Below are 25,786 nucleotides of genomic sequence, written 5' to 3'. Positions count from 1 at the left end.
GAGGGGCCGTCCCAAAAGCCATGGGAAATTGGCTTTTGGGACGGCCCCTTTTTATGTCAAGAAAAACAAGAAGAAACCATCCATTGGTAAAATGGAAGTACCACCCACCACGCACAAAAGGAGAGGCAAGGGCTGCAATTAAGGCAGTTTTTCCTCATTGAACTAAAGGGTAGCATTTCTGTAAAGCTTATTGAATTAAAGAATGCTTTAGTTCAATAAGGCCTAAAAATGTGTTTTAGTACATGTACAAAAAAGGATAGATAATGCATAATACTTTCTGCTTTATCTATCCTCGTCTTTTCGTTTAAAGTGGTGGTAAATCAATCTTACCTTCTTCAAATAATTCTTTTATCATATGCTTCGTATAACCAGCTGCTTGACCAAAGGTGATTTTTGCTGGCATTGGTGCTTCATTTACATCTACAACTACATCAATAATACACGGACTATTTTGTTTTACCGCACTTTCGAAAGCAGGAAGTAGTTCATCTAAATTTTCAACGCGGTATCCAATACCTCCGCACGCCTCTGCGTATTTTGCGAAATCAGGGTTTGTTAAGTCTGTACCAAATTCGATATTACCCATAACTTCTTGTTCAAATTTAATCATGGCAATCTTATTATTATTTAATACGATGACAACGATTGGCAGTTTATATTTAACAGCTGTTACAAAGTCGTTCATTGTCATTCCAAAACCACCGTCACCACAAACTGCAAACACTTGTTTATCCGGGAAAGCAATTTTTCCAGCAATTGCACCAGGTAAACCGCAGCCAAGAGTTGCGAGCCAGCTAGAAATGATAAATTGCTGGTTTGTCATACGGAAGTGCCTTGCAGTCCATACTGTTACATTTCCGACATCGACTGATAGTATTGCATCATCATGAGCTACTTGTTGCAGTGTATGCATAACGCGTTGTGGTTTAATTGGAGTAGAAGAATCGTCTTCTTGATTGTGTAATTTTTCTTCCCAATTTTTCATCATTTCTTGGTGATGCTTTAAGAAGGAGTGATTCTCGTGTTTTTCTACATTTTCAATTAACCATTTTAATGTTTTATCAGCATCACCAGCTAAGCCGATATCAGTTACATAACGTTTTCCGATTTGGGCAGGATCAGTATCGATATGGATTGTTTTTGCTTTTTCGGGTAAGAAACCGGTGAACGGATAAGAAGTACCAATCATAATTAAAGTATCCGCATGTTTCATTGCTTCATAAGAAGGTTTCGTTCCAATTAATCCTAATCCACCGATACAAAGTGGATGTTCATCAGGGATAATGCCTTTAGCTGGTAATGTAAGTACGATTGGAGCACCGATGTGTTCTGCGAAAGTAAGTAAAGATTCTCTCGCATGTTTCGCACCTTTTCCAGCTAAAATTACAGGCTTTTTCGCTTCATTTATTGCGAGTTTTGCAGCATGTAAATCTTCTTCTTGCGGAAATAACTCAGGTAATGTAAAAGAAGTATTTGTAACACGAGCACCACTTTTTACTTCGAATTTCGGAACATCATCTGGAATCGTAAGAACAGATACACCTTTTTTCGTATAAGCCATTCGAATCGCTTGATTCACGACAGCAGGCAACTGTTCTGCTGACATAATGCGCTGGTTATATACCGCAACATCATCGAATAATCTTTCTAAGTTTACTTCTTGGAAAAAATCCGTCCCGAGTAAATCTGTTTCTACTTGACCTGAAATTGCTAGAACAGGGGCTTTATCGAGTTTAGCATCATATAAACCATTTAATAAATGAATAGCACCCGGCCCTGCGATTGCCATACAAACACCGAGTTTTCCTGTTAACTTAGCATAGGCAGCTGCTGCTAGTGCACCAGCTTCTTCATGGCGAACTTGAATGAATTTGATTTTATCTTGTTTTTTTCTTAAAGCTTCAATTATAGAATTGATAGAATCTCCAGGCATTCCGTAAATGTGTTCTACTCCCCAGTCAATTAATAGGTCAACTAATGCTTCACCGGCTGTTTTCCCAAACATAATTTTTCCTCCTTATAATAGGTAGATACTATTATGTTTTGGAGAAAAAGGAAAAATATACAAATGATTATATTATTATCTTTAATGATGACCAGTAAATAGTGTAAATACTGTTATTAGTAAAAATCCACTAGTTGCCCATGTTAAAAATGAAAGGAAAGAGAGCTGTTTCTTAGCTTTCCAAAGCATTTCATGAATTGTGACATAGCCAAGTGAACCGATAGCGCTCCCCATAATGAGCCCTTGTAAATGTAGAGCTTTTCCTTCCATCAAAATGCCAAAAACAGTACCAGTTCCGAGAATAAGTGAAAGTAATAAAGTCGTTAATAAAAATGAAATGTATTTATGCTTTGTAAAGAGGAAGGGGATGATTAATGCTAGGCCTTCAGGAATATGGTGAATTACAATCGCAAGTAAGAAAGGAATGGCAGAATCATTATGATTTATAAATGCTGTACCTAATGCAAAGCCACTCGGCAAATTATGAATAAATATAGCAAAAGAAAGAAAAAGGAAAGTTTGCCACGCTTGTTGATCTTTTTTATGTATCATTGGATGGTGACAATAGTTATCTAATAAGCTCATAATTAAAATACCGATAGCTATACCAAGTATAGGCCCAATTATTTCATAGCTTGCAAATGTTTCAGGAATAATTTCAAGGGATAAAAGGCCAAGCAAAATTCCGCCACATAATGCATATAAACGATGCATTTTTTCTTCAATTAGCTGGCGCGTAGCAATGCCGACAGCGCCGCCTAATAGTAATCCACCGAATGAAAAAAATGTAACTATCATAGGAATCCATAATCGTTCCATCGTATCACACTCCGATTCTTCCACTTATTTTTAGCTTACGAAAAGGAAAGTTAGATTAGTCCAAGTAATTGTGTTTGATTATAGAGAAAAAACTAATAATTCTTTATAATTTATATATTAAGCTTAAGTGGAAATATGAAATGGGGAATACGTTTGCAAACAAAATGGAGTCTATCTGAATATGAAAATCCAAAACGATATGATGTGGAAAATAAAAGTTTGTCAGATTTTCCGTTCTTACTATCATGGGCAAAAAAACTAAGTATACAAAATGAATGGATTCTAGATATTGCCTGCGGAACAGGAAGGGTTACAATTCCATTTATAGAAAACGGATATAAAATGATTGGTATAGATATACATGAAGGTATGCTTGCTGAGGCGAAGAGAAAATCTATGAAATATAAGAAAGTAAAATGGTTACAACAAGACTGCTTACAATTGAAGATTGAAGAAACAATTCCGTTAGCATTTATGGTTGGTCATGGATTTCAGCATTTTCTTACGAATATTGATCAAAATAAGCTATTAACATCTATTCATCATGTGTTAGCTAATAATGGTATATTCATATTCGATACACGTTTTCCTTCAAAAGAAGAATTAATACAACCATCTACAGAAGTATATTGGACAACTATTCGTGATGAAATGGGAAGAAAATGTGATTTATATACTGAAATGACATATGATTCAATTCAGCAAATACAGCACTACATAACAACAAGAAGGTTTTATGAGGATGATGGGCAAGTAGAGGAACTGAAAACAACGATTGACCTTCGCTATACATATCCGCAAGAGTTAGAAAGATTATTAGTAGCGAATGGTTTTGAACTATTACATATATATAATGATTGGGAAGGAAATGAGTTAGGGGAAGACTGCTATTCTATGGTAATAGTTTGCCGGAAGAAAAAATAGTGTTATTTTTAAAATATGAGTTTGAAAAGCTTTTAAGGAGAGAAAAAGATGACTTGGTACTTAGATAATGTTTATGAAATAAATAAAGAAGCGCCCTATACATTCTATCTTCCTAGTTCAGAAGTTTTGGAGAAATTAAAGGTTGGAGATTTGGTAAAGTTAATTTTTGTAACTAAAAATGAAGAAGAGGATGGGTTTAATTGAGAAAGAATGTGGGTTGAAATTACTGAAAGAAATGAGAAGAAGTTTGTAGGGAAACTCAATAATAATCCGTATCGTTTAAATTTAAAAATAGGTGATGAAATTTCATTTGGAATTCAAAATATATGTGATACGGAATATCAGGATCCAGCTTCAAAAGATTGGGATTTTTATTTTGATACGAAGGTAATTGTTAGTAATGATGTACTGGAAAGAAGAGAATTTAACTTTATGCTTAAAGAGGATTCGAGAGAAGAAGGCGACTCTGGTTGGTCAATATTAAGTGGCTATGAAAGTGATGACTATGTAAATGATCCTAAAAATTTTCAAGTTATTTCAGTTGGAGTCATATTGAATATAGATGATTCTATTTTAAAATTTCTTGAGGAACCACCTTTATGTGCATATGAAAGAAATGATAAAGGTAGATTCTATAAGATTGAAGACTATGATTGGGATGCGTATTTAAATGGATAGAAGAATTTACTACGTTGTAAAGAAAAGTACATTTTGTTTCGGAATCATATTAACGTTATTTTTAAGTGGATGTATCAGTTTTGGTAAAGAAACTACAGATACAATTTACGTAATTCCTGAAGAATATGAAGGGGATTTAATTGTTTTATATAACGTACCTGGTGCTGAATTGTTACCAAAAGAAGAAGAGTTTAGTGTTGTCACTTTCGCAGCTGACGGTACTGCTGTTACATCTACAAAAGATATGAAATATGGTACAGTGAACGATTTATATTACACAGTAAATAAAGAAGGGAGGCGTACGAAGCTTGATTCTAGCTGTATACGCCTTGCTTCAACTGGAAGTAGAACCGAAAATTCTTGGGAATTTCCACTTGCAAACTTAGAAGTAACTCGTACAGCATGTTCTAAAGAATTTTCAGCAAATGGTAGAGAGGTACCAGAGAACCAAGAGCATCCTGCTGAAAAGAAGATGAGAGATTTAATGCAGCATGTACAAGAACAGTATATGAATAAAGGGAAATAGTTAGTATGTTAGATGGAAGAAATTCATAAGTAGTATAAATTGAAGAGAATAGTAGTAAATGGAGGAACTAATTATGCAACAAATTAAAAAAATAGGAAACTCATTTTGGTATATGACACCTGTTTCTGAAACAGATAGACCTATATTAGGAATGGTCGTCGGACAAGAAAAAACTTTAATGATTGATGCAGGGAATTCAGAAGCACATGCACAATTATTTTTAGAAATGCTAAAAGAACAAAACGTATCAAATCCTGATCTCGTAGCACTAACACATTGGCATTGGGATCATATTTTTGGATTGCCTGTACTACAAAATGCATTAACTATTGCGCATACTGAAACGAAAAAAGAGATGCAGAAACTAGTATCTTATGAATGGACAGATGAAGCATTGGACGCACGCGTAAAAGAGGGTACTGAAATAGAATTTTGTGCGGATTGTATCAAAAAAGAGTTCAGTGAAGAACAAAGAAATATTAAAATTATTCCTCCGACCTTAACGTTCCACGATCAACTTGAATTAGATCTTGGTGAAGTGACATGCGTGTTAAAACATATAGGCGGAGATCATGCACATGACTCTGTTGTTATGTATATAAAAGAAGAGAAGATATTGTTTTTAGGAGACTGTATATATGCAGATATTTTTTCTTCGAAGTGGAACTATACGACGAAACGAACGTCTAAATTAATAGATGAATTAGAAAAATTTGATGCTGAGACATATATTCTTTCTCATGGGACAGCTATAAATCGGGATGAGTTTTTACAAGAAATGCATTTGCTGAAAACAGTAGGAACATATACAGAAGCTCATAAAGGCGATGAAGAGAACATAAAGGCAGCGTATAAACGAGACGTAGATAGAGAATTAAATGAAGATGAACTAGAAACAATAACGTTTTTTGTAAATGGTTATGAAATGGTGAATCTATAAAACGCAGCTTTAATCAGATAACATTAAACTGCACAAAAAGAGTATTGAATTAACTTTCAATACTCTTTTTAATATTAAGTTCCAACCAATTTCTAATTATTTTTACTGTACCATCTGAAGCTACATCATTTTTGGGTTTTCCATATAGATAAGTTTTTAATTAGAGACTTTCTTTGCTAACCCAGTTATATAGTCGAAAAACTCATTGTGGTTTACATCATATACTACATTTACCGGCCGTCCATCAGCAGTTTCCTCTGTACGTCCTTGGCTTGGTCCATATGTATGAACGATACTATTAATCGTTTGAGATTTTGCAAGGCTAGTGTTTCCGACAAGTGCGGTAGTTAATACATCCCACAAATAGTAAGTAGAGTTCGTTGAGAAATGAACGAGGGGAGGAACCATAGCATAGCATTGACCAAGGAAATCCATACCAATATATTTACGCTCTTTTGCCCACTGTTCACGTATGTCTATAGTTAATGGGACTTGGTTTGTACTTTCTAGTGTCACTAAGTCGATTTTAATTTTTGATTCCCATACACGAGCTACTGCTTCAGGATCCCAAAACGAATTCCACTCAGCTGTTCCGTCATGTTCTGGTTCATGTACATTGCCGGCAGTACGAAATGTTCCTCCCATCCAGACAAGGCGCTCAATTTTCCCATCGATTATAGGTGCTTCATATAGTGCACGGGCTAAATCGGTAAGAGGCCCTGTAAATAATAAAGTTGTTTTCTCTTCAGTTTGTAGTAAGGTTTCAATTAAATGATGATGTGCAGGTTTTTCTGCTACGGGTGTTACAACTTTTCCAGACTCATTTAAAATGGGTAAAGCATCTACATAAAATGCATGCATCCGCCATTCTTTTGGAAATGGATTTTTCGCACGGGAATTTGATGCAGCTACTTCAATATTGCCTTTGCCGAAGCGATCAATAATTTTGCGACTTGCAGACACGGCTGGTTCTAAATAGCAATCTGCAGGGATAACTGAAACACCTGTAAGCTTGACATTATCCATCTGGAGTAATAAAAATAGTGAAATTAAATCATCTACACCACCATCATGATTGAAGTACACTTTTTCCCTCATTGTAATCTCCATCCTATATGATTTAGTAAGGAATTAAATATGAATTTTAGAAAAATCATCAATGATTTCCACCACTTCAATTTTTCCATTGATCAGTAATTCCGGAAGTTCATTATTTACAGTTCCTTTCCAATACTCTCTCGCTTGTTCAATTTTTTGAGAGAAAGGAATACCATCTTCTTTCGGTAAAAGATTTCCGTCACCTTCAAAACAATTTCCAATTACTCGTAGTTTAACAATTTGCAAAACTTCTCGATTGTAAGAATCAAATAATGCTTTCCATTTTAAAGCATCATCATAGCTCTTTGCAGCATATAAACAAGATAATCTTGAAGGGTATTCAGGAAATTCTTGTAGTCTAACCATTTCTACAATCGTTTCTCTAACCGCTCTAATTGTTTGATCGATATAACTCATAACTACTTTAGCATTTTCATTCTTTATATGTAATTCTTCATTTTTATAGTGGTTATTTATAATTTTTATGCCATCTTCACCACTAGAATTCAAATGTTCTCTTTCAAAAAAGAAATGAAATAGGGTATTAGTTTGATTTTTATCGAAATGAATGATTTGTCTAATATCCATTTTTTCCCTTGTAACGATGTGGTATACGTAAAATTCTGTGTCATTCATGGTTATCCTCCTAGTAGTAATGTAATTCAGTGTTAAATTTAGTAATTCAACATTGAAATATATAAAACCTTTATAAGTAAGAGTGAGAATTTAATCAGAAAGTATAGTGAATATATGATAACGCTTTAAATATGTTCACAAAATGTTCACTTACGAAGAGGTTTCCATAATCGATATAATGACAAAGACTTAAACAGAAAGGATGATAGAAATTGCCAACAACAAGAAAGGAAAACCTCCAATTTGGTATGATGATGTGCCTTGGGATGGTTATTGTAATGACGTTTTATAATGTATTACTGAATGGAGCAGGAGGGCCAATTCATATTAAGGAGATCGCATTAGAACTAATAATTGGATTCATTATTGCATTATTAATTGAAATATGTATCGTTGGACCTTGTGCGAAAAAACTTGTATTCATGTTACCGTTTGATAAATCGAAGAAAATAAATATTATAGTTGCGATGGCGACAGCTATGGTAATTGGAATGGTTTTCTTTATGTCTTTTTACGGAATGGCTATGATGTATTTACATGGTGGACTACAAGGAGACTCATTTGTATCGATGTATTTTTCAATTTTCATTAAAAATTTTATTTTGGCGTATCCACTACAATTAATTATTATGGGGCCACTTGTGCGTGTTTTATTTGGAAAGTTTGTTATGAAGAATAAACCTGTTAATATAGCGTAGTTATAATTATTAAAATATTTTATACAGATAAAACAATAAAAAACACATCTCAAATATTTTGAGTTGTGTTTTTTATTGTTCATTTGTAGCTATTTTCATACTGATGTGACATTTGTCCTTTTGCCTTTATAGGATTATAGCTTTTAATTAAGTCAGAAATAGAAGATTAGGAGATGATTTTTTGAAAGGCGTTGTATTTGCTATTTTAGCTGGCGTATTTATTACACTTCAAGGTACATTTAATGCAAAACTTAGTTCACATATCGGTATATGGTCAACGAGTATTATAACGCATTTAATTGGATTCCTTATTGCAACAACTGTATTTTTGTTAAAGAAAGAAGAGAAAGTAGCAGATTTAAAGGATGTGAAAAAAATATATTTAGTAGCAGGTGCACTTGGTGGGTTAATTATTTGTGCAGAAACAATAGCAATACATTCAATGGGAGTTACATTAACAGCTGGAACACTTATGGTTGCTCAATTATTAACAGCAACTTTCATTGAAATAAAAGGACTGTTCCATATAAAAAAGATACAGATGGAGGGATATCATATTGTGGGAACAATAGTAATGATTATAGGTATTGTTGTATTTAATATGTAAATGAAAGGAGGAAATGAAAGTGGAGAATGGATCAGATTTAATTATCCATTATTTGAAAACTAATAAAATGCTTGAAATTTTTTCAGAGATAGATACAGCTTATTTTCAAGTAAATCATTTTGATAAAGGTAAGCTTATTTGCAATATAGATGACGAAATGGATCGTTTATATTTTGTTGTTAAAGGTAAAGTAAAAGTTTATACGATTACACAAGAGGGAAAGAAACTGATCCTTCGTTTTATCAATCCATTGGCGGTTGTTGGTGATATTGAATTCATACAAAATAGCAAAGCACATAATGTCGTTGAAGCTTGTTCAGATGTTATAGCCATCTCTATTTCTCATGCTGTAATTAGAAATAAGTTATTACATGATCCTATATTTATGAACTTCTTGCTTGAAAACATTGCAAACACATTAAAAATATCGACTCGTTTTACAGCACTTAATTTACTTTATCCAGTAGAAGTACGTGTAGCTAGTTATTTACTTTCTATTTCTACTGATAGTAATGGGAATATGAATAAAATAGATTTGGATGCAACTTCGATATCAAGTATTGCGGATTTTATAGGAGTAAGTTATCGGCACGTAATTCGGGTGTTACAAAAATTTTATAAAGAAAAATTAATTGAAAAAAGAAATGGAGTTATTGTAATTAAAGACTTTTTTAAAATGAAGGAAGTTGCTAAAGATAATATATATGAGTAATGAAAGGGAGAGGGAGATTTTGATTGGATTTAGTTTAGCTATATTAGCAGGAATATTAATTAGCTTACAATCTGTTTTTAATACGAAAGTGAATGAAAATATAGGGCAGTGGTTAACAACTACATGTGTTCTTGGAATATGTCTTATAAGTTCAGTGTTATTTTATATCATTACAGAGAAAAGTATAAGCGTTAATTTTTACACTACAAATTATTTGTTTTATGTAAGTGGGTTATTTGGTATCGGATTAATTATTTGTATAATGGGTGCAATAAAGAGTTTAGGTCCAGCGTATACGGTGTTAATTAGTCTTATTACACAATTAGTTGTTGCATTATGTATTGATACATTCGGATTGTTTGGAATGGAGAGCGTTCCAATACAAATAAATAAATTAGTTGGAATAGGTGTAGTAATTGTAGGGGTAGGAATTTTTAAAAATCTATTTTCGAATAAGAAAGCTATTCATATAAACAAGGATAGGGTCTAAAGAATTTAAAGGAAAAAGGTGTTAATGATTAGAATAATTACACTTAGCTCGAATGGCTGAGGAACAATTAACTGGCCAATATAGATTAGACTAAGTTAAAGAAATGAAAAAAGAAACTATATATAAAATGGGTTCTTTTTTTACATAAATTTCAAGATTTTTGATGGTGAACTAGAAAAATGGCTTCTCAAATTCTTTTAAAATGATTCTTTAAAGTGAAGTTAATACCATAGGTATCATTAGAGAAAAAACCTCATATGAGTAGTCATAGGGTGTTTAAATAGCATTTCATTTTTATTTATAGTATTTAATAAACTATAATACAACTTCATTTAAAGGCATTTTGATTTTTAATTAAAAATAAAGTGGAAAATTAATAATATGTTGATGTGGTGCGGTATTAAAGCTAGGTAGCATAAAGATTAATAATACAAAGATGAACAACATATAAATAAAGTTTATTCATATGTTCTATCTCCTCTGCAATTCCTAGTATTTTTGAAATCTATATATTTCTTCCTCATTTGTGGAAAATAAAACTAATGTTGGGACCAGTAATATTGTGGGGATTAGATAAAAATAGTTGTACTTATATCGCCAGAATTTTAAATATTCCATTCGTTTTTTATGTTTTCTTTTTTTATTTTTGTACTGATGATAAGATTCTTCTCTCAATTAGATCTTTAAATAACGTAGACCTATTTGGTGCTTGAATTTCTTCCAACGTGTACTTTCCGAAGCATAGTGGTTCATAAATAGTCTTATCATTGTCCTCTGTTGTTAATTTCCCGACTTTTTGTTATCTTTGTCTAAAATTTGAAACACAGTAGGTTTTCAGTTTTACATTTAAATTAGCATTATCTATTTTTGGAATTCAATTTGTACAAGTATTTGAATTGAAATTTTGATTGTTGGTTCTTGCGGTGGTACAGTATCTCCTGTTACTTTCGCTGTATTTTGAATCTTTTTTCCAGCTTGGTCCTCGCATTGAGTACCACTGTATTTTGTATGTTCTTCACTGTTTTCTCAAGTGTAATGATTAGATCTTGTAGAATTAAGAAATGACCTTCGTTCATTTCATTTTCTTATCTACTCTGATATTTAGATGCTAATTACAATTAAATAATATATGATTTTCATAAAAAAGATATAGTAATATTTTGTCGTGAATTGTACTAATTTGATATTTTATAGTATTATTTGTCGTGAATTATACCTAGCAGAATATATTTTATGAAACTATAAAAGGAACAATGCGGAAATTCATCAAATAATTTACTTAAAAGGAGAATGTAATGAATACTTCCATCGATATACAACACTTGTGTGATCTTGCACATAAAGCATTTAATGCCCCTGTACATATTTTATCTACAGACAAAAAAATTTTATATCATTCTATATCTGATGATGTTTATAGTCCTTTTTATTCTTCAAAAGAAGAACATCTTAGTGATATTTATCAAGAAAACGATCCCTTTAACTTACCACTTTTCAGATGTAACAGCTATCTTGAAAATTTTGTTCTAATACATATAGAAAATCATGATTACATTAAAGGGACTATTATTATCGGTCCCACTATACATCCAAAAGGTTCAGATGATATGACCATAAAACTTCAAAAAGAATTTAAATCAAATGATAAAATTCAAGAAAGACTAGCCTATTATCAGTGTTTATCTGAGATTAAAAAAACTACATTAATTGATATGGGAATTTTATTACATTACATGATTTTCAATGAAAAGTTAGATGTAGGTATTGTTTTAGAAAAAAATAAAGTACTAGAGGAAGTTCCTAATAAAATTGTGAAACCTGATTTATATATTTTAAAACGCCGACAAAACAAACCTAAAACTCACAACATGGCATTAGTAAATGATTTCTTTTTGACTATCAAAGAAGGAAATAAAAAAAAGTTAATACAGTATATGTATGCAGTTTCACAAGAGGATGTTGAACTTATGTTAATAGAGGATCCGCTCAGGAATCAAAAAAACCTTGGAATTATTGCGATTACCTTAGCTACTCGGTATGCGATAGAAGGAAACCTGCCACCAGATATTGCTTTTGCTCATAGTATTTTATATATACAAACCTTGGAACAATTAGATAACGTAGAATCTGCAAAGCGATTGTCAGGAGACGCTTTACGTACCTTTGCAGATCGTGTGAAAGAATACAATGCACAAAAGTATTCATACGCGGTTACTACATGTATGAAACATATTAATAAAAATGTTTACGATGGAATAACTCTCAATGAACTTGCTAATCATTTGGAAATTACCCCTACTTATCTGTCTAAACTATTTAAAAAAGAAATGGGAATTACTTTAAGCGAATATATTCAAAGGGAACGAGTGGAAGAAGCAAAAAAATTATTAACTCTAACTACTTATTCGTTATCAGATATCTGTGCTTGGCTTAACTTTAATGACCAAAGTTATTTTACGAGGGTTTTCAAAAAAATTACTAGCATGACCCCTAGACAGTACCGTGAAAAATATACAATAATATAGGTTTGTTATCTGGTTTCAATGTAAAAACTTAAACATAGGTGTAAGTAATCTCTAAAACTTGAAAATACTGAGCTTATTACTCTAGAAAAAGTGTGTGATTTGTTTAGATAAGGAACTTGTATTCAAATAGACGTATGATTAACCTGATATTATCTTGTTAGTGGAACAGTTTCAATTTTCAGGAGTTGGCAAAAATAATGGAGAAACGAAGCTTATCTATTTTTTAAATAATAATTATGTGCTGGATTTATCAGTATAGTTCTGAATTAGACAAACGAGTCTGACGTCAGCTCAAACAAATAGCTTTTGAAGAGTCCATGAAACATATATCCAAGCAAAATGGAAATGTTTATACCATATTGTTAACTTGAAAGAATACACTAACCACTATTTTTCTAAAGAAAACAAAAAAACAGGAGGCTGCAAAGGATTTTTAAGAAAGCTTTGCAGCTATTTTATATTTTAAAACCTATGGTTATAACGATGGATAAGTTTATAGATTAATATCTCCATTTTAAATATTTATTAATGTTAATATTAGGGTGTATTTCGTGAAAATTAATAATGTAACATATATCACATGATATATCTATGTTTTATGTAATTATACATAACTAAATAAAGGTAAAAAAGTATAAAAAAACCTATTAAATTATTCTATAAGTATTTTTTCTAAAATATAATTTCTTGGTTAAGCTAAAATAGTTATTTTTTAACCTTATACATATTAATTTGTAATCATTACAATTGCAGAGGTGAAATTTTTAATTAATTATATTTGTATAATGTTTTTGGCTGGTGTTTTTACTTAACAGTTAAATTATTGAGTACAATCGACAAAATTTTGCTATTTACGCATTAAAAATTTAATGTTTTAATGAACAACATAACTGGTATGACCAGAGAGAAAGGAGAAGATTACGCTAATAGGAGTATAGCGAAGTTGTAAGTAACATTATGTCGGAAGTAATTTTCCTAATAATCAGTTAATTAATGAGAGACCTAGAATCTCAGAAGGATCAAGTTTGTAATAAAAGTGTTCTAAGTTTTTGCATAACAAAAGTGAATTTATTCCGCAATAAAAGTATAAGCAATGTACAGTATAAGTTCATCTTTTGTAGTCTTGTAAGGCTCTTGCTGACAAAACTAAGAGACATATTATGTAATTGATATTAAAAAAGGTCAAAACAGGATTAACTGTAAGCATTGGTTTATCTATCTTCGCGGCTCTGTAAGTTAAACCGCAACTCTATGGGAGAATTAATATTTTACTACCCATTGGGTGTCTAATTCAAATATAGCTAATGAATTTTTATTGTTTATTTTTGAAAAATAGAGTATCTAAATGAGAGATGAGTAAAATTCTTACATCCTATTAGAAGTAAAAAATAAGGATAACACCCTATCTGAAAGAATTCTCTTTCCTCATCCGTGTACAAAGAGAGAGCCTAGCGCTAGGTCGTACAAGTTATATGAATCAAGTTATAAAAAAAAATGGTAAAGGAGTGTACGGAATGAAGAATAAAATAATGACAGGATTTTTAATAACATCCATTGTAACTGGAGCGACTATTCCTATCAATACTCTCGCAACACCAATCGTTCAAGCAGAAACTCAACAGGAAAACATGGATATTTCTTCATCATTACGAAAATTAGGTGCGCAATCTAAATTAATCCAAACGTATATTGATCAATCTTTAATGAGTCCTAATGTACAGCTAGAGGAAGTCCCAGCTTTAAATACAAATCAATTCCTAATCAAACAAGATATGAAGGAATGGTCATCGGAACTCTATCCACAGTTAATTCTATTAAATTCAAAAAGCAAAGGATTTGTAACAAAATTTAATAGCTATTATCCGACATTAAAATCATATGTAGACAATAAAGAAGATAGAGAAGGTTTTTTGGATAGACTTGAAGTACTTCAAGAAATGGCTATGACGAATCAAGAAAATGCGCAACGACAAATTAATGGGTTAACTGATCTTAAATTACAGCTTGATAAAAAATTAAAAGATTTCGATACTGATGTGGCAACTGCGCAAGGCATATTAGGTACAGATGGAACGGGAAAAATAGATCAGTTAAAAAATGAAATATTAAATACCAAAAAAGCAATTCAAAATGATTTACAACAAATTGCATTAATACCAGGAGCTTTAAATGAGCAGGGATTTGCTATATTCAAAGAAATTTATAGTCTTTCAAAAGAAATTATTGAACCGGCTGCTCAAGCAGGGATGGCAGCGTATAACAAAGGAAAAGAAATTAACAACTCTATTCTAGAAGCTGAGAAAAAAGCAGCGCAAGAAGCGACAGAACAAGGTAAAACTGCTCTAGAAATTGAATCGGCCAAAAAAGCAGCTCGTGAAGCAGTTGAGAAAAGCAAACAAGGTGAAATAGCTGCAGCTGCAGCCGCAAAAACGCAAGAATATGACCTGATGAAAGCCATTGATACTGAAAAGATTAAGAAAACATTTGGTGTCTTCGCAGAAGTAAATAAACTAACAGCAGAGCAGCGATCATATTTAGATGACTTAGAGAAACAAAACCAAAAAATATATGATTTAACAACGAAACTATCAATAGCAGATTTGCAAAAATCAATGCTTCTTCTTTCACAAAATGATTTGCATACGTTTGCAAATCAAGTAGATGTAGAACTTGACCTACTAAAATGCTATAAAGAAGATTTAGATTTAATAAAAAATAACATTACAAAATTATCTACTAATGTTGATGTAACTAACGAGCAGTCTCAAAAAGATACATTAAGACAATTAAAAAATGTAATAAGTTACCTTGAAGAACAGGTATATAAATTTTGATATTACGTTTTTGAAAAAACTATAAAGATTATAAGAATCTAGCGAAAGAAGGAGAAAAGTGATGAAAAAATTCCCATTCAAAGTGCTAACTTTAGCCACGCTGGCAACGGTTATAACTGCTACTACTGGTAACACTATTCATGCATTTGCACAAGAAACGACCGCTCAAGAACAAAAAGTAGGCAATTATGCTTTAGGTCCTGAGGGACTGAAGAAAGCATTGGCTGAAACAGGGTCTCATATTCTTGTAATGGATTTGTACGCAAAAACAATGATTAAGCAACCGAATGTAAATTTATCTAATATCGATTTAGGATCAGAAGGAGGAGAGTTGCTCAAAAATATTCACCTTAATCAAGAACTGTCACGAATCAATGCGAATTATTGGTTAGATACAGCGAAGCCACAGATTCAAAAAACAGCTCGTAATATTGTAAATTACGATGAACAATTTCAAAATTATTACGACACATTAGTAGATACTGTACAAAAGAAAGATAAGGCAGGTCTAAAAGAGGGCATAAATGATTTAATTACAACAATTAATACAAATTCAAAAGAGGTAACAGATGTAATTAAGATGCTACAAGACTTCAAAGGGAAACTATATCAAAATTCTACAGATTTTAAAAATAATGTTGGTGGTCCAGATGGGAAAGGTGGATTAACTGCAATATTAGCAGGTCAACAAGCAACGATTCCACAACTTCAAGCTGAAATTGAGCAACTTCGTTCTACTCAGAAAAAACATTTTGATGATGTATTAGCATGGTCAATTGGTGGTGGATTGGGAGCAGCTATTTTAGTTATTGCAGCTATTGGAGGAGCAGTTGTAATTGTTGTAACTGGCGGTACAGCAACACCGGCTGTTGTTGGTGGACTTTCAGCTCTTGGAGCAGCTGGTATCGGTCTAGGAACTGCGGCTGGTGTCACGGCATCTAAGCATATGGACTCCTATAACGAAATTTCTAACAAAATCGGGGAATTAAGTATGAAAGCAGATCGGGCTAATCAAGCAGTTCTTTCGCTTACTAACGCGAAAGAAACATTGGCATATCTATACCAGACTGTAGATCAAGCGATATTGTCTCTAACAAATATTCAAAAGCAGTGGAATACAATGGGCGCAAATTATACAGATTTACTGGATAATATCGATTCTATGCAAGACCACAAATTCTCTTTAATACCGGATGATTTAAAAGCTGCTAAAGAAAGTTGGAATGATATTCATAAAGATGCAGAATTCATTTCAAAAGACATCGCTTTTAAACAAGAATAGAACTGAAAATGAAAACTTATATTGGAGGAATAGAAAATGATGAAAAATATCCCGTACAAACTAATCGTTGCATCGGCTCTTTTAACTATGACAGCAACTTCAGTAGTCTCACCAGTAGCAACTTTTGCAAGTGAAATTGAACAAACGAACAATGGAGATATGGCTCTTTCTGCAAATGAAGCGAGAATGAAAGAGACCTTGCAAAAGGCTGGATTATTTGCAAAATCTATGAATGCCTATTCTTATATGCTAATTAAGAATCCTGATGTAAATTTTGAAGGAATTACTATTAATGGATATGTAGATTTACCTGGTAGAATCGTACAAGATCAAAAGAATGCAAGAGCACATGCTGTTACTTGGGACACAAAAGTAAAAAAACAGCTTTTAGATACATTGACTGGTATTGTTGAATATGATACCACGTTCGACAATTATTATGAAACATTGGTTGAGGCGATTAATACAGGGGATGGAGAAACTTTAAAAGAAGGAATTACAGATTTACGAGGTGAAATTCAACAAAACCAAAAGTACGCACAACAATTAATAGAAGAATTAACTAAATTAAGAGACTCTATTGGACAAGATGTTAGAGCATTTGGAGGCAATAAAGATCTTTTGCAGTCGATTCTAAAAAACCAAGGTGCAGATGTTGATGCAGATCAAAAGCGTCTAGAAGAAGTATTAGGATCAGTAAACTATTATAAACAATTAGAATCTGATGGGTTTAATGTAATGAAGGGTGCTATTTTGGGTCTACCAATAATTGGCGGTATTATAGTGGGAGTAGCAAGAGACAACTTAGGTAAGTTAGAGCCTTTATTAGCAGAATTACGTCAGACCGTGGATTATAAAGTAACATTAAATCGTGTAGTTGGAGTTGCTTATAGTAATATTAATGAAATGCACAAGGCGCTTGATGATGCTATTAACGCTCTTACTTATATGTCAACGCAGTGGCATGATTTAGATTCTCAATATTCGGGCGTTCTAGGGCATATTGAGAATGCAGCTCAAAAAGCGGATCAAAATAAATTTAAATTCTTAAAACCTAATTTAAATGCAGCGAAAGACAGTTGGAAAACATTAAGAACAGATGCGGTTACATTAAAAGAGGGGATAAAGGAATTAAAAGTGGAAACTGTTACTCCACAAAAATAGGGAAATATTTATTCTATTGCAAAGTGATCCATAACATAGAGAGTCTATGATTACACTGTTAAACAGTAAAGCGATAATTAATAAATCCTTATATATTAAAAAGGCGGAGTCTCATTAAAGACTTCGCCTTTCACTTATATATAAGTTTTATCCAAATAAAAAGATAGTCATGTAGTTTACTTGTTTTTAAAAATCTGTAACAGAATTAATCAATAGGGGACAGGTTATATAGATTTGCTTAATAATATCGAATCTATGCAACAACATCGTCTTTTAATAAGAATAGGACTTGAAATCATACTCTATACAGGAGGAATAAGAAAAGATGAAAAAAAAATCTTATAAAATACTGGCTGTATCAGCATTTTTAATTATGACAACTACCTATGCAGTCACACCAGTAGCAACCTTTGCAATTGAAACTGAACAAACGAACACTGGAGATATGTCTCTTTCAGCAAATGAAGAAAAGATGAAAAAAACTGTACAAGATGCTGGGTTATTTGCAAAAGCTATGAATGAATATTCTTATTTGCTAATTAATAATCCGGATGTGAGTTTTGAAGGAATTTCTATTAATGGATATGCAGATTTACCTAGTAAAATTGTACAGGATCAAAAGAATGCAAGAGCACATGCTGTTACATGGAATACAAAAGTAAAAAAACAGCTTTTAGATACATTGACCGGCATTATTGAATACGATACAAAGTTTGAAAATTATTATGAAACATTAGTAGAGGCGATCAATAATGGAAATGGGGATACTTTAAAAAAGGGGATTACAGATTTAAGGTTGGGGATTCAACGAAACCAAGAGTCTGCAAAAGCATTAATAGAAGAATTAACTAAATTTAAAAACGCTATTGGAGAAGATGTTAGAGTATTTGGAAGCCATAAAGAGACCTTGCAATCGATTTTAAAAAACCAAGGAGCTGATGTAGAGACTGATCAAAAGCGTTTAGATGAAGTTTTAGGACAAGTAAACTATTATAAGAAATTAGAATCTGATGGGTTAATAATGGTGAAAGTCCCTTTTATCCCCACGCTTATTTCTGGTGGCATAATGATAGGTACTGCTAGAGATAATTTAGGTCGATTAGAGCCTGCTTTAGCAGAATTACGTAAAACTGTAGATTATAAAATTACATTAAATCGTGTAGTCGGAGTTGCATTTCATAATATTAGTGATATGCATAGTACGATTGATAGTGCTATTACTGCTCTTACTTATATGTCCACACAATGGGATGATTTAGACTCTCAATATTCGGGCATACTGGGGCATATTGATAAAGCTGATGAAAAAGCTGATCAAAATAGATATAAATTTTTAAAGCCTAACTTGAATTCAGCTAAAGACAGTTGGAAAACATTAAGAACAGATGTTGTCACATTACTGGAATGCATAAAAATTGCAGAGAAGAAAGAACAAGATTTTATGAATCTACTTCGTCCATCAAACGTTTTTTACTTTTATAAAAAAATCCATAACGCATACACTTTTGAAATAAAGACTGGAACAAATGCACCAAATGCGTCTTATAAAGTTATGAATTTAACTAAAAACACTGTTCATCATATGTGGAGTGGAGGTGCTAATACAAGCATGTGGGCTGACTGGCTTTCATTCAATCCAAATGATGAATTTGCGGTGGTAGCAGTAGTGGATGGAAAAGAATATGTTGTATATAAAGACAAAGTAGAAAATATAATGAACTGAACCCGAAAAAACGCATTAATTGGAGATGGTACACTAAACTAGACACCAAGTTAATTGAAAAATTGACCGGCATATGGCTCCTTATTTCCTAGAACACCTAGCTAAAGCAAAGGAATTCGTACATAGATTAGTTGACATTAATGTAGGTTTCATCCATTTTCAAAGATAGTTTTTCTTTTTTATTTTATTTTTCAAAAATCACGAATGAAATTTCCGCATTCACGAACTCAGCACATAATGGTTGTTAGATGAATTGACATACCACGTCCCTTTAGAATTTCAGGCATATTACGATAACTTAAAGAAAAAATAATAGTAGCAAATGGCTACTATTATTTTTCTTAAACTATTTTCTTTAAAATATCACATCTGTCATGTTCCTTATTTGCTTTCCCAGAATTTATTCTAGTTAAAAAAACCTTGCACCAGAACACATATTGTTCTGATGCAAGGTTCGCTGAAATATAAAATACACGACAGTAAGGGCAAGACATAAAATGTGATTTCAAATGAAACATATGTATATGTGAAGTAAGGTAAAAGAGGGGCTGCTCATAACCAGTAGCCCTTCTTTATAACGTTATTTTGCAGGGAAATGTTCAAATATACGTTATATATCATATTCCTCTTTTTCGGAAGAGCAACAAGAACATCTAGCTTAAAAATTTTCACAACAGAGCCAGATAACGTGTTAAAGTATTAATTACTGTGCATGTAAAGATAAAAAAAGAGCCTTACAAAAAGATGTTTGTAATAGTTTAGCTTATACGATTTCAGGGGATTAATAGCATTTTGTGCCGTTATTATTAACCTAATTTCCAAGAAAAAGAGGTGAATGTAGGATGACTAAACCTTTTAAAAAAAATAGTCGTTATATGGTTGGATTGGACAGTCTAAGGGGTCTAGCTATACTAGGTGTTATTTTGTATCATATTAATTTTAATTGGATGCCTGGAGGATTTTTAGGAGTTACTGTATTTTTTGTACTTTCAGGTTATTTAATTACAGATATTCTAGCCATAGAGTGGAAGAGAAATAAGAGAATTGATTTAAAAAAATTCTGGCTTAGTAGGGCAAGGAGATTGCTTCCAGGAATGCTTGTTATGCTCGTTATAACGTTGGCATGGATTACGGTTTTTCATAGCTCTTTACTTGAAAAAATGCGCGGAGATTCATTAGCGGCATTATTTTATGTTAGTAATTGGTGGTATATTTATCATAAATTATCGTACTTTGATAATTTTAACCAGCTTTCTCCATTGAATCATTTTTGGTCGTTAGCAGTTGAGGAACAATTCTACGTTGTTTGGCCGTTTATCATTAGTTTAGGGCTTTACTACATAAAAAAACAATCCCGTATGATTTTATTAATTTGTCTGGGAGCCGTTGCTTCAGCTTTAGCGATGGCAATTTTGTATGAACCTGGAGCTGATCCGAGCAGAATATATTATGGTACAGATACGAGGGCCTTTTCCTTACTTATCGGAGCGGTACTTGCCTTAGTTTGGCCAAGCAATAGGCTTGCAAATAAAATTATCCCAAAGGCGCGTTTCATTCTTGATGTAGTGGGGGGCATTGCCCTTATTATTATTTTGGTTATGTTTTGGAAGACCAATCAATATGATCCATTTCTATACAAGGGAGGAATGGTTCTCTTATCAATTGCAACAGCATTGTTAGTGGCAAATCTAGCTCATCCAGCTAGTCGTATTGCTCAATTTTTACGATTTAGACCTTTGCGTTGGATAGGGATAAGATCGTATGGCATATACCTCTGGCATTATCCAATTCTTACATTGACGACTCCAAAGGTAAATGCTGGGGATTTTTCATTAATAAGAGCAATCCTTCAATTTCTTTTGATTATATTGATTGCGCAAATTTCATGGAAGTTTATTGAAAAACCAATCCGACAAGGTGCGCTCCGGAACATTCAGTTTAAGAATTTAAGAATTCAAAATGTCACTTTAGGTGTTAAGTTAGCTTTAATTTGTACATTATTCGTTTCGTCGATAGCAGTTGTAGGGGTATCAAAAGCTAGTAAGGCTAAGGAGAACTCTCAACAAGATAAGGTGGAAGCAGCACAAACACAACCGGCGCCACATCCAGTTGCAGTTTGGGAAGATCCAAATCAAGAGACGCCTCAAAAACAAGGGGAATCAAGAGAAGTAAATTCTGGGCAACCTAAAAATTCACTCACAGTTACTGCGATAGGCGATTCCGTTATGATTGATATTACTCCGTATTTAAAAAATACTTTTCCTGATATTAGGATTGATGCGCAAATTGGTCGCCAGCTGTCAAAAGCGATTCCGGTAGTTGAACAGTTAAAATATGAAGGGAATTTAGGAAACTATGTCATTATTGGATTAGGTACAAATGGAGCCTTTACTACTGAGCAACTTGTTTCATTAATAAAAGTAATTGGAAACGAACGTAAAATCATATTTATTAATACGAGAGTACCACGTCCGTGGGAATCAATCGTGAATGAGAGACTGAAAGTAACGGCATCTGAATATCCGAATGTAACTCTAGTTGATTGGTATGCAGCAAGTGCTGGAAAGAAAGACTACTTTGCACCTGACGTTGTGCATTTAACCAAAGTAGGTGCAGAAGCATACGCAGCACTTGTAGCCAAAGCGGTGAAGCAATAATTAACTATGTTTTATTAACTTCTGTTGGGTAAGGAAATGGTTCTGAGTATGAGGTGCCACTCTGAGGTTTAATTACAATTCAAAAAAGAATATTATTCATGTTCTTCTAATCTACGATTTAGAGTGGCCTGACTCACTCCTGTAATTTGACATGAAATATAGGCGAACTTGAAAAGAAAGAAAAGGCACTAGAAGAGGCTACAAAGGATACAAAATATGAAGTTGAAATATTAGGAAGAGGCTCTGCAGGTGGAAGCACTGCAAATACATTAAAAGAGCAACAAGTAATAAAAAAGTTAATTCAAATCCATAAAGTATAGTTCTAGCGAGAATACCAATGACAGATCCTCGTTGGCCCAAAGAAGGCGACTGGGTGAAAATGAAAACTTGCCTTCATGGTAGCCAGCTGAATTGTTTGAAGTATCTAACCCTTTAGAACCTTTAGAATGGTATTTTGCGGATCATAAACATAGTAAAGCGACAACAATAGAATTATATATGGGGTTATAAAGAATTGATTTTAAATGATAGACATGCTCTTGGTTTAATAGAAAGGGAGAATAGAGATATTGCAATATTTTTAAAGCGAAAAGCCGAAATTGAGGAATTAGAAGAATTGTAATAGTGAAGGAATTGATTAATTTATAAAAAACGTAGGAATTAAATATTCCTACGTTTTTTTGTACATAACATTTAAAAAAACACCTTATTTTTGGGGGATTTGAAGGTTCTGATGGAAGATTCCCTGGTTTTCGATTTGAATCAATATGATACTATTTACATGTACTGTCATGTAGGGAATTATATTTTCTGCACCTGAACTGTTTGTAATAATTGTAGGATTTTCTGTTTTCTTGTCGAATATATCTTTAATGCAAGGAGGGACATTACATGATTATTAAAGAATATTTCATCAATCTTTCTATTTTTTCTTTATTAGTTAGCGCAGCGATATTTATTCAAGTGTTTTTGATTCATTCCAGGCGATATTTCGAAAAATTCTATGGAGGGATTATTGCAGTTACTTTGATGCTCTTTTCTTTTCCATACATGGGATTTTCCTACGATCTTCGAGTTGTTCCTCTTATTCTATCTTTTATTTACTTTGGTCGCATTGCTGGCTGGATTACACTAATTAGCATAATTATAATGCGTATCTTTTTCATTGGTGGGTATTGGGAGCCACCTGTGATTGCATATTTAAGTATGAGTGTTCTATTTTCTACTTTTAAAACATATTTTAAAAACCTTCATCCTTTTAAAAGTGCATCTTTATATTTTTCTGTTTTTGTCGGAATAAAGTGGTTAGTTGGTGTATTCTTTAATACTACGTTACTTTACTCTGGAGGTTTATTATATATAGCGTTAGGACTTTTAATTGGGCTATTTCTTATGGAAGCCTACCAGAGATTATATTATTTAACACAGGACTTATCTAAAATGAATCGGGAATTAAAAAAATCAAAGCAAGAACTCACAGATACCGTACATGAGCTTCAAGGAGGGATTTTTAAATTTAAAAAAGTGGGTAAGCACTTTATACACACTTTATGTGATGGACAGTTTTATTATCAAAAAGGATTTTATTCTGAACAGGTGGTAGGAAAAAGCTTACGGACTATTGATGCTTCTATTGTTCCACCACATTTAGTTTCACAATTGATGAAGTATTATCTTCAGGCATGGGAAGGGAAAGAAATTATATTTGAATTACCCTGGCCAGATGATAAAACGATTATTCTTATTGCACTTAGGCCGATTAAACGAAATGGACAAGTTATTGAAGTTGTTGGTTCTACAGTCGATATAACCGAAAGGAAAAGGGTAGAATCAGAATTAAGAGCTACCAAAGAATTACTAGAATCATTTATAAAGCATAATGTAGATGCTATTACCATATCTGATCGAGAAGGGCATATTTTACAAGCAAATAAAGCTTATGAAAAGATATTTGGATGGTCATTTCAAGAAATCATAGGTAAGAGATTACCCTGTGTACCAGATTTCTTAATGGAAGAATCACTTGAAAACATTCGGAAAATTCTAACAAGAGAATCCGTAGTTACTAGATTAGAAACTGTTAGACGACGTAACGATGGAAGTTTTCTTGATGTCAGTCTGACAGTTTCTCCTATACTAGACGTAAGAGGAAATGTGATAGCTTTATCTGCAATATGTAGAGACATCTCTGAAAGAAAACAAGCAGAAAGAGAACGACATCGATTACACCAACAATTAAAAGATAGTGAAATGAAGTACCGTGCACTAATCGAACAAGCAACTGATGCAGTATATGTAGTAGAGCTGAATGAAAATTATGTTCCAAGTCGATTCATTGAGGTAAACCCTGTTGGTTGTAAAAGATTTGGATATAGTAGAGAAGAGTTGCTCTCGTTATCATTTCCAAATGTAGTACCACAAGATTCTAAAATGATTGTAAGGTTGTTAGAAAAAATTAGAGAGGGACAAACTTCCTTCACCTTGCAAGACGAATATGCTTTTCCAACAGGAAAAATAATAACAACTGAGTTTAGTGTCCGTGTTTTTAACTTAAATGGTAAAAAAGTTTTCCTGAGTATTTCTCGTGATATCACTGAACGGCTAAAAACAGAAGAATTACTACGGAAATCTGAAAAACTTGCAGTCGTAGGACAATTAGCGACTGCAATGGCTCATGAAATTAATAATCCATTAACCGCAATGAAAGGGTTTATGCAATTACTAAAATCAACGGAAACTGAGAATAATCAGGGGTATATAAATATAGTATCATCAGAGATTGAGCGTATAGAAAGTATTACTAATGAATTTATGGCGGTAGCCAAACCACAGGTGTTAAAGATACAACCTAATGATATTAGTGTGCTAATGGATCAAGTTTTAATGCTACTGCAACCTCAAGCAATGATGAATAATATAAAAATTAGAATTGATTTTACACCTGGTATTCCACTGATTCCATGTGAAGGAAATCAATTAAAACAAGTATTTGTTAATATTATAAAAAATGCAATTGAATCCATGCCAACAGGAGGAGAAATTTTGATTCAATTTGATAAACTTGATAATAATCAAATAAGGATTCGCTTTATTGATCAAGGATGTGGGATTCCAAAAGAACGTATACCATATTTAGGAGAACCTTTTTACAGTATTAAGGAAGAGGGAATCGGCTTAGGATTAATGGTCTGTTATAAAATTATTGAAACACACCAGGGGAAGGTATTTATTGAGAGTGAAGTGAATAAGGGAACTATAGTTGAAGTCACTCTTCCAATTTGCACACTTCAAAATTAATGCATTCTTTTACTGAGATTTTATAAATTAGTAAGCAGTTAGCTTTGGCTAGCTGCTTTTTTGTATATATTGTAATCGGTTCTTCATATTACGGCTTTTTAATGTTTCATATATAGATTTTAAAAACTCTGTAAGTGTTTTGTAACATTTACGAGAGACTTTTTTAACAGT

General features: G+C 32.6%; 18 protein-coding genes and 3 pseudogenes. 16 read left to right on the top strand and 5 right to left on the bottom strand.

What is annotated here, in order from left to right; translation table 11 throughout:
• Positions 1-304 precede the first annotated feature (304 nt).
• Entirely contained in the window at positions 305-2,005 is a 1,701-nt protein-coding gene (locus AC3WTA_RS03490; protein ID WP_000467226.1) for a pyruvate oxidase, read from the bottom strand.
• An 81-nt stretch (positions 2,006-2,086) separates the two neighbouring features.
• Entirely contained in the window at positions 2,087-2,824 is a 738-nt protein-coding gene (locus tag AC3WTA_RS03485) for a ZIP family metal transporter (protein ID WP_000440594.1), read from the bottom strand.
• Between the two features lie 135 nt (positions 2,825-2,959).
• Between AC3WTA_RS03485 and AC3WTA_RS03480 the strand changes: the two genes are divergently transcribed.
• The 4 genes and pseudogenes from AC3WTA_RS03480 (at position 2,960) to AC3WTA_RS03465 (ending at position 5,892) form a co-directional block, all read left to right on the top strand.
• Positions 2,960-3,748, top strand: coding sequence for a class I SAM-dependent methyltransferase (locus tag AC3WTA_RS03480; RefSeq protein WP_000870998.1), 789 nt, complete (start codon positions 2,960-2,962; stop codon positions 3,746-3,748).
• 48 nt (positions 3,749-3,796) lie between these two features.
• Positions 3,797-4,426: pseudogene (locus AC3WTA_RS03475) on the top strand (immunity protein Imm33 domain-containing protein).
• Positions 4,419-4,952 (top strand): DUF6843 domain-containing protein, encoded by a 534-nt coding sequence (locus AC3WTA_RS03470; RefSeq protein WP_000375923.1) that lies wholly within the window; start codon positions 4,419-4,421, stop codon positions 4,950-4,952. Before AC3WTA_RS03475 ends, AC3WTA_RS03470 begins: the two are co-directional and overlap by 8 nt.
• A gap of 73 nt (positions 4,953-5,025) precedes the next feature.
• Positions 5,026-5,892, top strand: coding sequence for an MBL fold metallo-hydrolase (locus tag AC3WTA_RS03465; RefSeq protein WP_001184105.1), 867 nt, complete (start codon positions 5,026-5,028; stop codon positions 5,890-5,892).
• A 156-nt stretch (positions 5,893-6,048) separates the two neighbouring features.
• Here AC3WTA_RS03465 and AC3WTA_RS03460 read toward each other — a convergent pair whose 3' ends face one another.
• Together AC3WTA_RS03460 and AC3WTA_RS03455 are read right to left on the bottom strand one after the other, a co-directional pair.
• Positions 6,049-7,002, bottom strand: a complete 954-nt coding sequence (locus AC3WTA_RS03460) for a nucleoside hydrolase (protein WP_098098625.1) — start codon at positions 7,000-7,002, stop codon at positions 6,049-6,051.
• A 21-nt stretch (positions 7,003-7,023) separates the two neighbouring features.
• Positions 7,024-7,626, bottom strand: coding sequence for a DUF2441 domain-containing protein (locus AC3WTA_RS03455; protein WP_001000138.1), 603 nt, complete (start codon positions 7,624-7,626; stop codon positions 7,024-7,026).
• A gap of 212 nt (positions 7,627-7,838) precedes the next feature.
• Between AC3WTA_RS03455 and AC3WTA_RS03450 the strand changes: the two genes are divergently transcribed.
• From AC3WTA_RS03450 to hblB, 9 genes are all read left to right on the top strand, one after another.
• Positions 7,839-8,324, top strand: a complete 486-nt coding sequence (locus AC3WTA_RS03450) for a DUF2798 domain-containing protein (protein ID WP_001143430.1) — start codon at positions 7,839-7,841, stop codon at positions 8,322-8,324.
• 181 nt (positions 8,325-8,505) lie between these two features.
• On the top strand, positions 8,506-8,931 hold the full coding sequence (locus AC3WTA_RS03445) for a DMT family transporter (RefSeq protein WP_000679405.1): 426 nt from the start codon (positions 8,506-8,508) through the stop codon (positions 8,929-8,931).
• A gap of 19 nt (positions 8,932-8,950) precedes the next feature.
• Positions 8,951-9,643, top strand: coding sequence for a Crp/Fnr family transcriptional regulator (locus AC3WTA_RS03440; protein WP_000427368.1), 693 nt, complete (start codon positions 8,951-8,953; stop codon positions 9,641-9,643).
• Between the two features lie 19 nt (positions 9,644-9,662).
• A complete protein-coding gene (locus tag AC3WTA_RS03435) occupies positions 9,663-10,133 on the top strand; it encodes a DMT family transporter (protein WP_000579016.1) in 471 nt (156 codons plus the stop codon).
• Between the two features lie 1,295 nt (positions 10,134-11,428).
• Entirely contained in the window at positions 11,429-12,658 is a 1,230-nt protein-coding gene (locus AC3WTA_RS03430) for a helix-turn-helix domain-containing protein (RefSeq protein ID WP_492332820.1), read from the top strand.
• Between the two features lie 1,514 nt (positions 12,659-14,172).
• Positions 14,173-15,492 carry a hemolysin BL lytic component L2 gene (gene hblC, locus AC3WTA_RS03425; RefSeq protein WP_000791001.1) on the top strand — a complete coding sequence of 440 codons (1,320 nt, stop codon included), beginning with the start codon at positions 14,173-14,175 and terminating at the stop codon, positions 15,490-15,492.
• 61 nt (positions 15,493-15,553) lie between these two features.
• A complete protein-coding gene (hblD, locus tag AC3WTA_RS03420) occupies positions 15,554-16,774 on the top strand; it encodes a hemolytic enterotoxin HBL lytic component L1 (protein WP_000714431.1) in 1,221 nt (406 codons plus the stop codon).
• 36 nt (positions 16,775-16,810) lie between these two features.
• Positions 16,811-17,938, top strand: a complete 1,128-nt coding sequence (hblA, locus tag AC3WTA_RS03415) for a hemolysin BL binding component B (protein WP_000977256.1) — start codon at positions 16,811-16,813, stop codon at positions 17,936-17,938.
• Positions 17,939-18,263: 325 nt separating this feature from the next.
• Positions 18,264-19,661 carry a hemolysin BL regulatory component HblB gene (gene hblB, locus AC3WTA_RS03410; protein ID WP_000730544.1) on the top strand — a complete coding sequence of 466 codons (1,398 nt, stop codon included), beginning with the start codon at positions 18,264-18,266 and terminating at the stop codon, positions 19,659-19,661.
• Positions 19,662-19,894: 233 nt separating this feature from the next.
• On the opposite strand, the pseudogene AC3WTA_RS03405 reads toward hblB, so the two are convergent.
• Positions 19,895-19,997: pseudogene (locus tag AC3WTA_RS03405) on the bottom strand (IS6 family transposase); the annotation flags it as partial.
• A 506-nt stretch (positions 19,998-20,503) separates the two neighbouring features.
• Here AC3WTA_RS03405 and AC3WTA_RS03400 point away from each other — a divergent pair.
• The 3 genes and pseudogenes from AC3WTA_RS03400 to AC3WTA_RS03390 all read left to right on the top strand — a co-directional run bounded on the left by AC3WTA_RS03400 (position 20,504) and on the right by AC3WTA_RS03390 (position 25,615).
• Positions 20,504-22,318, top strand: coding sequence for an acyltransferase family protein (locus AC3WTA_RS03400; RefSeq protein ID WP_000165415.1), 1,815 nt, complete (start codon positions 20,504-20,506; stop codon positions 22,316-22,318).
• Positions 22,319-22,687: 369 nt separating this feature from the next.
• Positions 22,688-22,940, top strand: a pseudogene (locus AC3WTA_RS03395) (hypothetical protein); the annotation flags it as partial.
• Between the two features lie 269 nt (positions 22,941-23,209).
• Entirely contained in the window at positions 23,210-25,615 is a 2,406-nt protein-coding gene (locus AC3WTA_RS03390) for a PAS domain S-box protein (RefSeq protein WP_000584324.1), read from the top strand.
• The last annotated feature ends 171 nt before the right edge of the window (positions 25,616-25,786 follow it).

The organism is Bacillus sp. EB106-07-01-XG149 (genome assembly GCF_058791555.1).
This window is presented reverse-complemented; position numbering and strand designations above follow the sequence as displayed.

Coding starts and splice junctions, on each gene's coding strand:
- AC3WTA_RS03485 (WP_000440594.1), bottom strand. CDS start 2,824: ATGGAACGATTATGGATTCCTATGATAGTTACATTTTTTTCATTCGGT.
- AC3WTA_RS03430 (WP_492332820.1), top strand. CDS start 11,429: ATGAATACTTCCATCGATATACAACACTTGTGTGATCTTGCACATAAA.
- AC3WTA_RS03465 (WP_001184105.1), top strand. CDS start 5,026: ATGCAACAAATTAAAAAAATAGGAAACTCATTTTGGTATATGACACCT.
- AC3WTA_RS03400 (WP_000165415.1), top strand. CDS start 20,504: ATGACTAAACCTTTTAAAAAAAATAGTCGTTATATGGTTGGATTGGAC.
- hblB (WP_000730544.1), top strand. CDS start 18,264: ATGAAAAAAAAATCTTATAAAATACTGGCTGTATCAGCATTTTTAATT.
- AC3WTA_RS03480 (WP_000870998.1), top strand. CDS start 2,960: ATGAAATGGGGAATACGTTTGCAAACAAAATGGAGTCTATCTGAATAT.
- AC3WTA_RS03390 (WP_000584324.1), top strand. CDS start 23,210: ATGATTATTAAAGAATATTTCATCAATCTTTCTATTTTTTCTTTATTA.
- hblA (WP_000977256.1), top strand. CDS start 16,811: ATGATGAAAAATATCCCGTACAAACTAATCGTTGCATCGGCTCTTTTA.
- AC3WTA_RS03490 (WP_000467226.1), bottom strand. CDS start 2,005: ATGTTTGGGAAAACAGCCGGTGAAGCATTAGTTGACCTATTAATTGAC.
- AC3WTA_RS03470 (WP_000375923.1), top strand. CDS start 4,419: ATGGATAGAAGAATTTACTACGTTGTAAAGAAAAGTACATTTTGTTTC.
- AC3WTA_RS03455 (WP_001000138.1), bottom strand. CDS start 7,626: ATGAATGACACAGAATTTTACGTATACCACATCGTTACAAGGGAAAAA.
- hblD (WP_000714431.1), top strand. CDS start 15,554: ATGAAAAAATTCCCATTCAAAGTGCTAACTTTAGCCACGCTGGCAACG.
- AC3WTA_RS03460 (WP_098098625.1), bottom strand. CDS start 7,002: ATGGAGATTACAATGAGGGAAAAAGTGTACTTCAATCATGATGGTGGT.
- hblC (WP_000791001.1), top strand. CDS start 14,173: ATGAAGAATAAAATAATGACAGGATTTTTAATAACATCCATTGTAACT.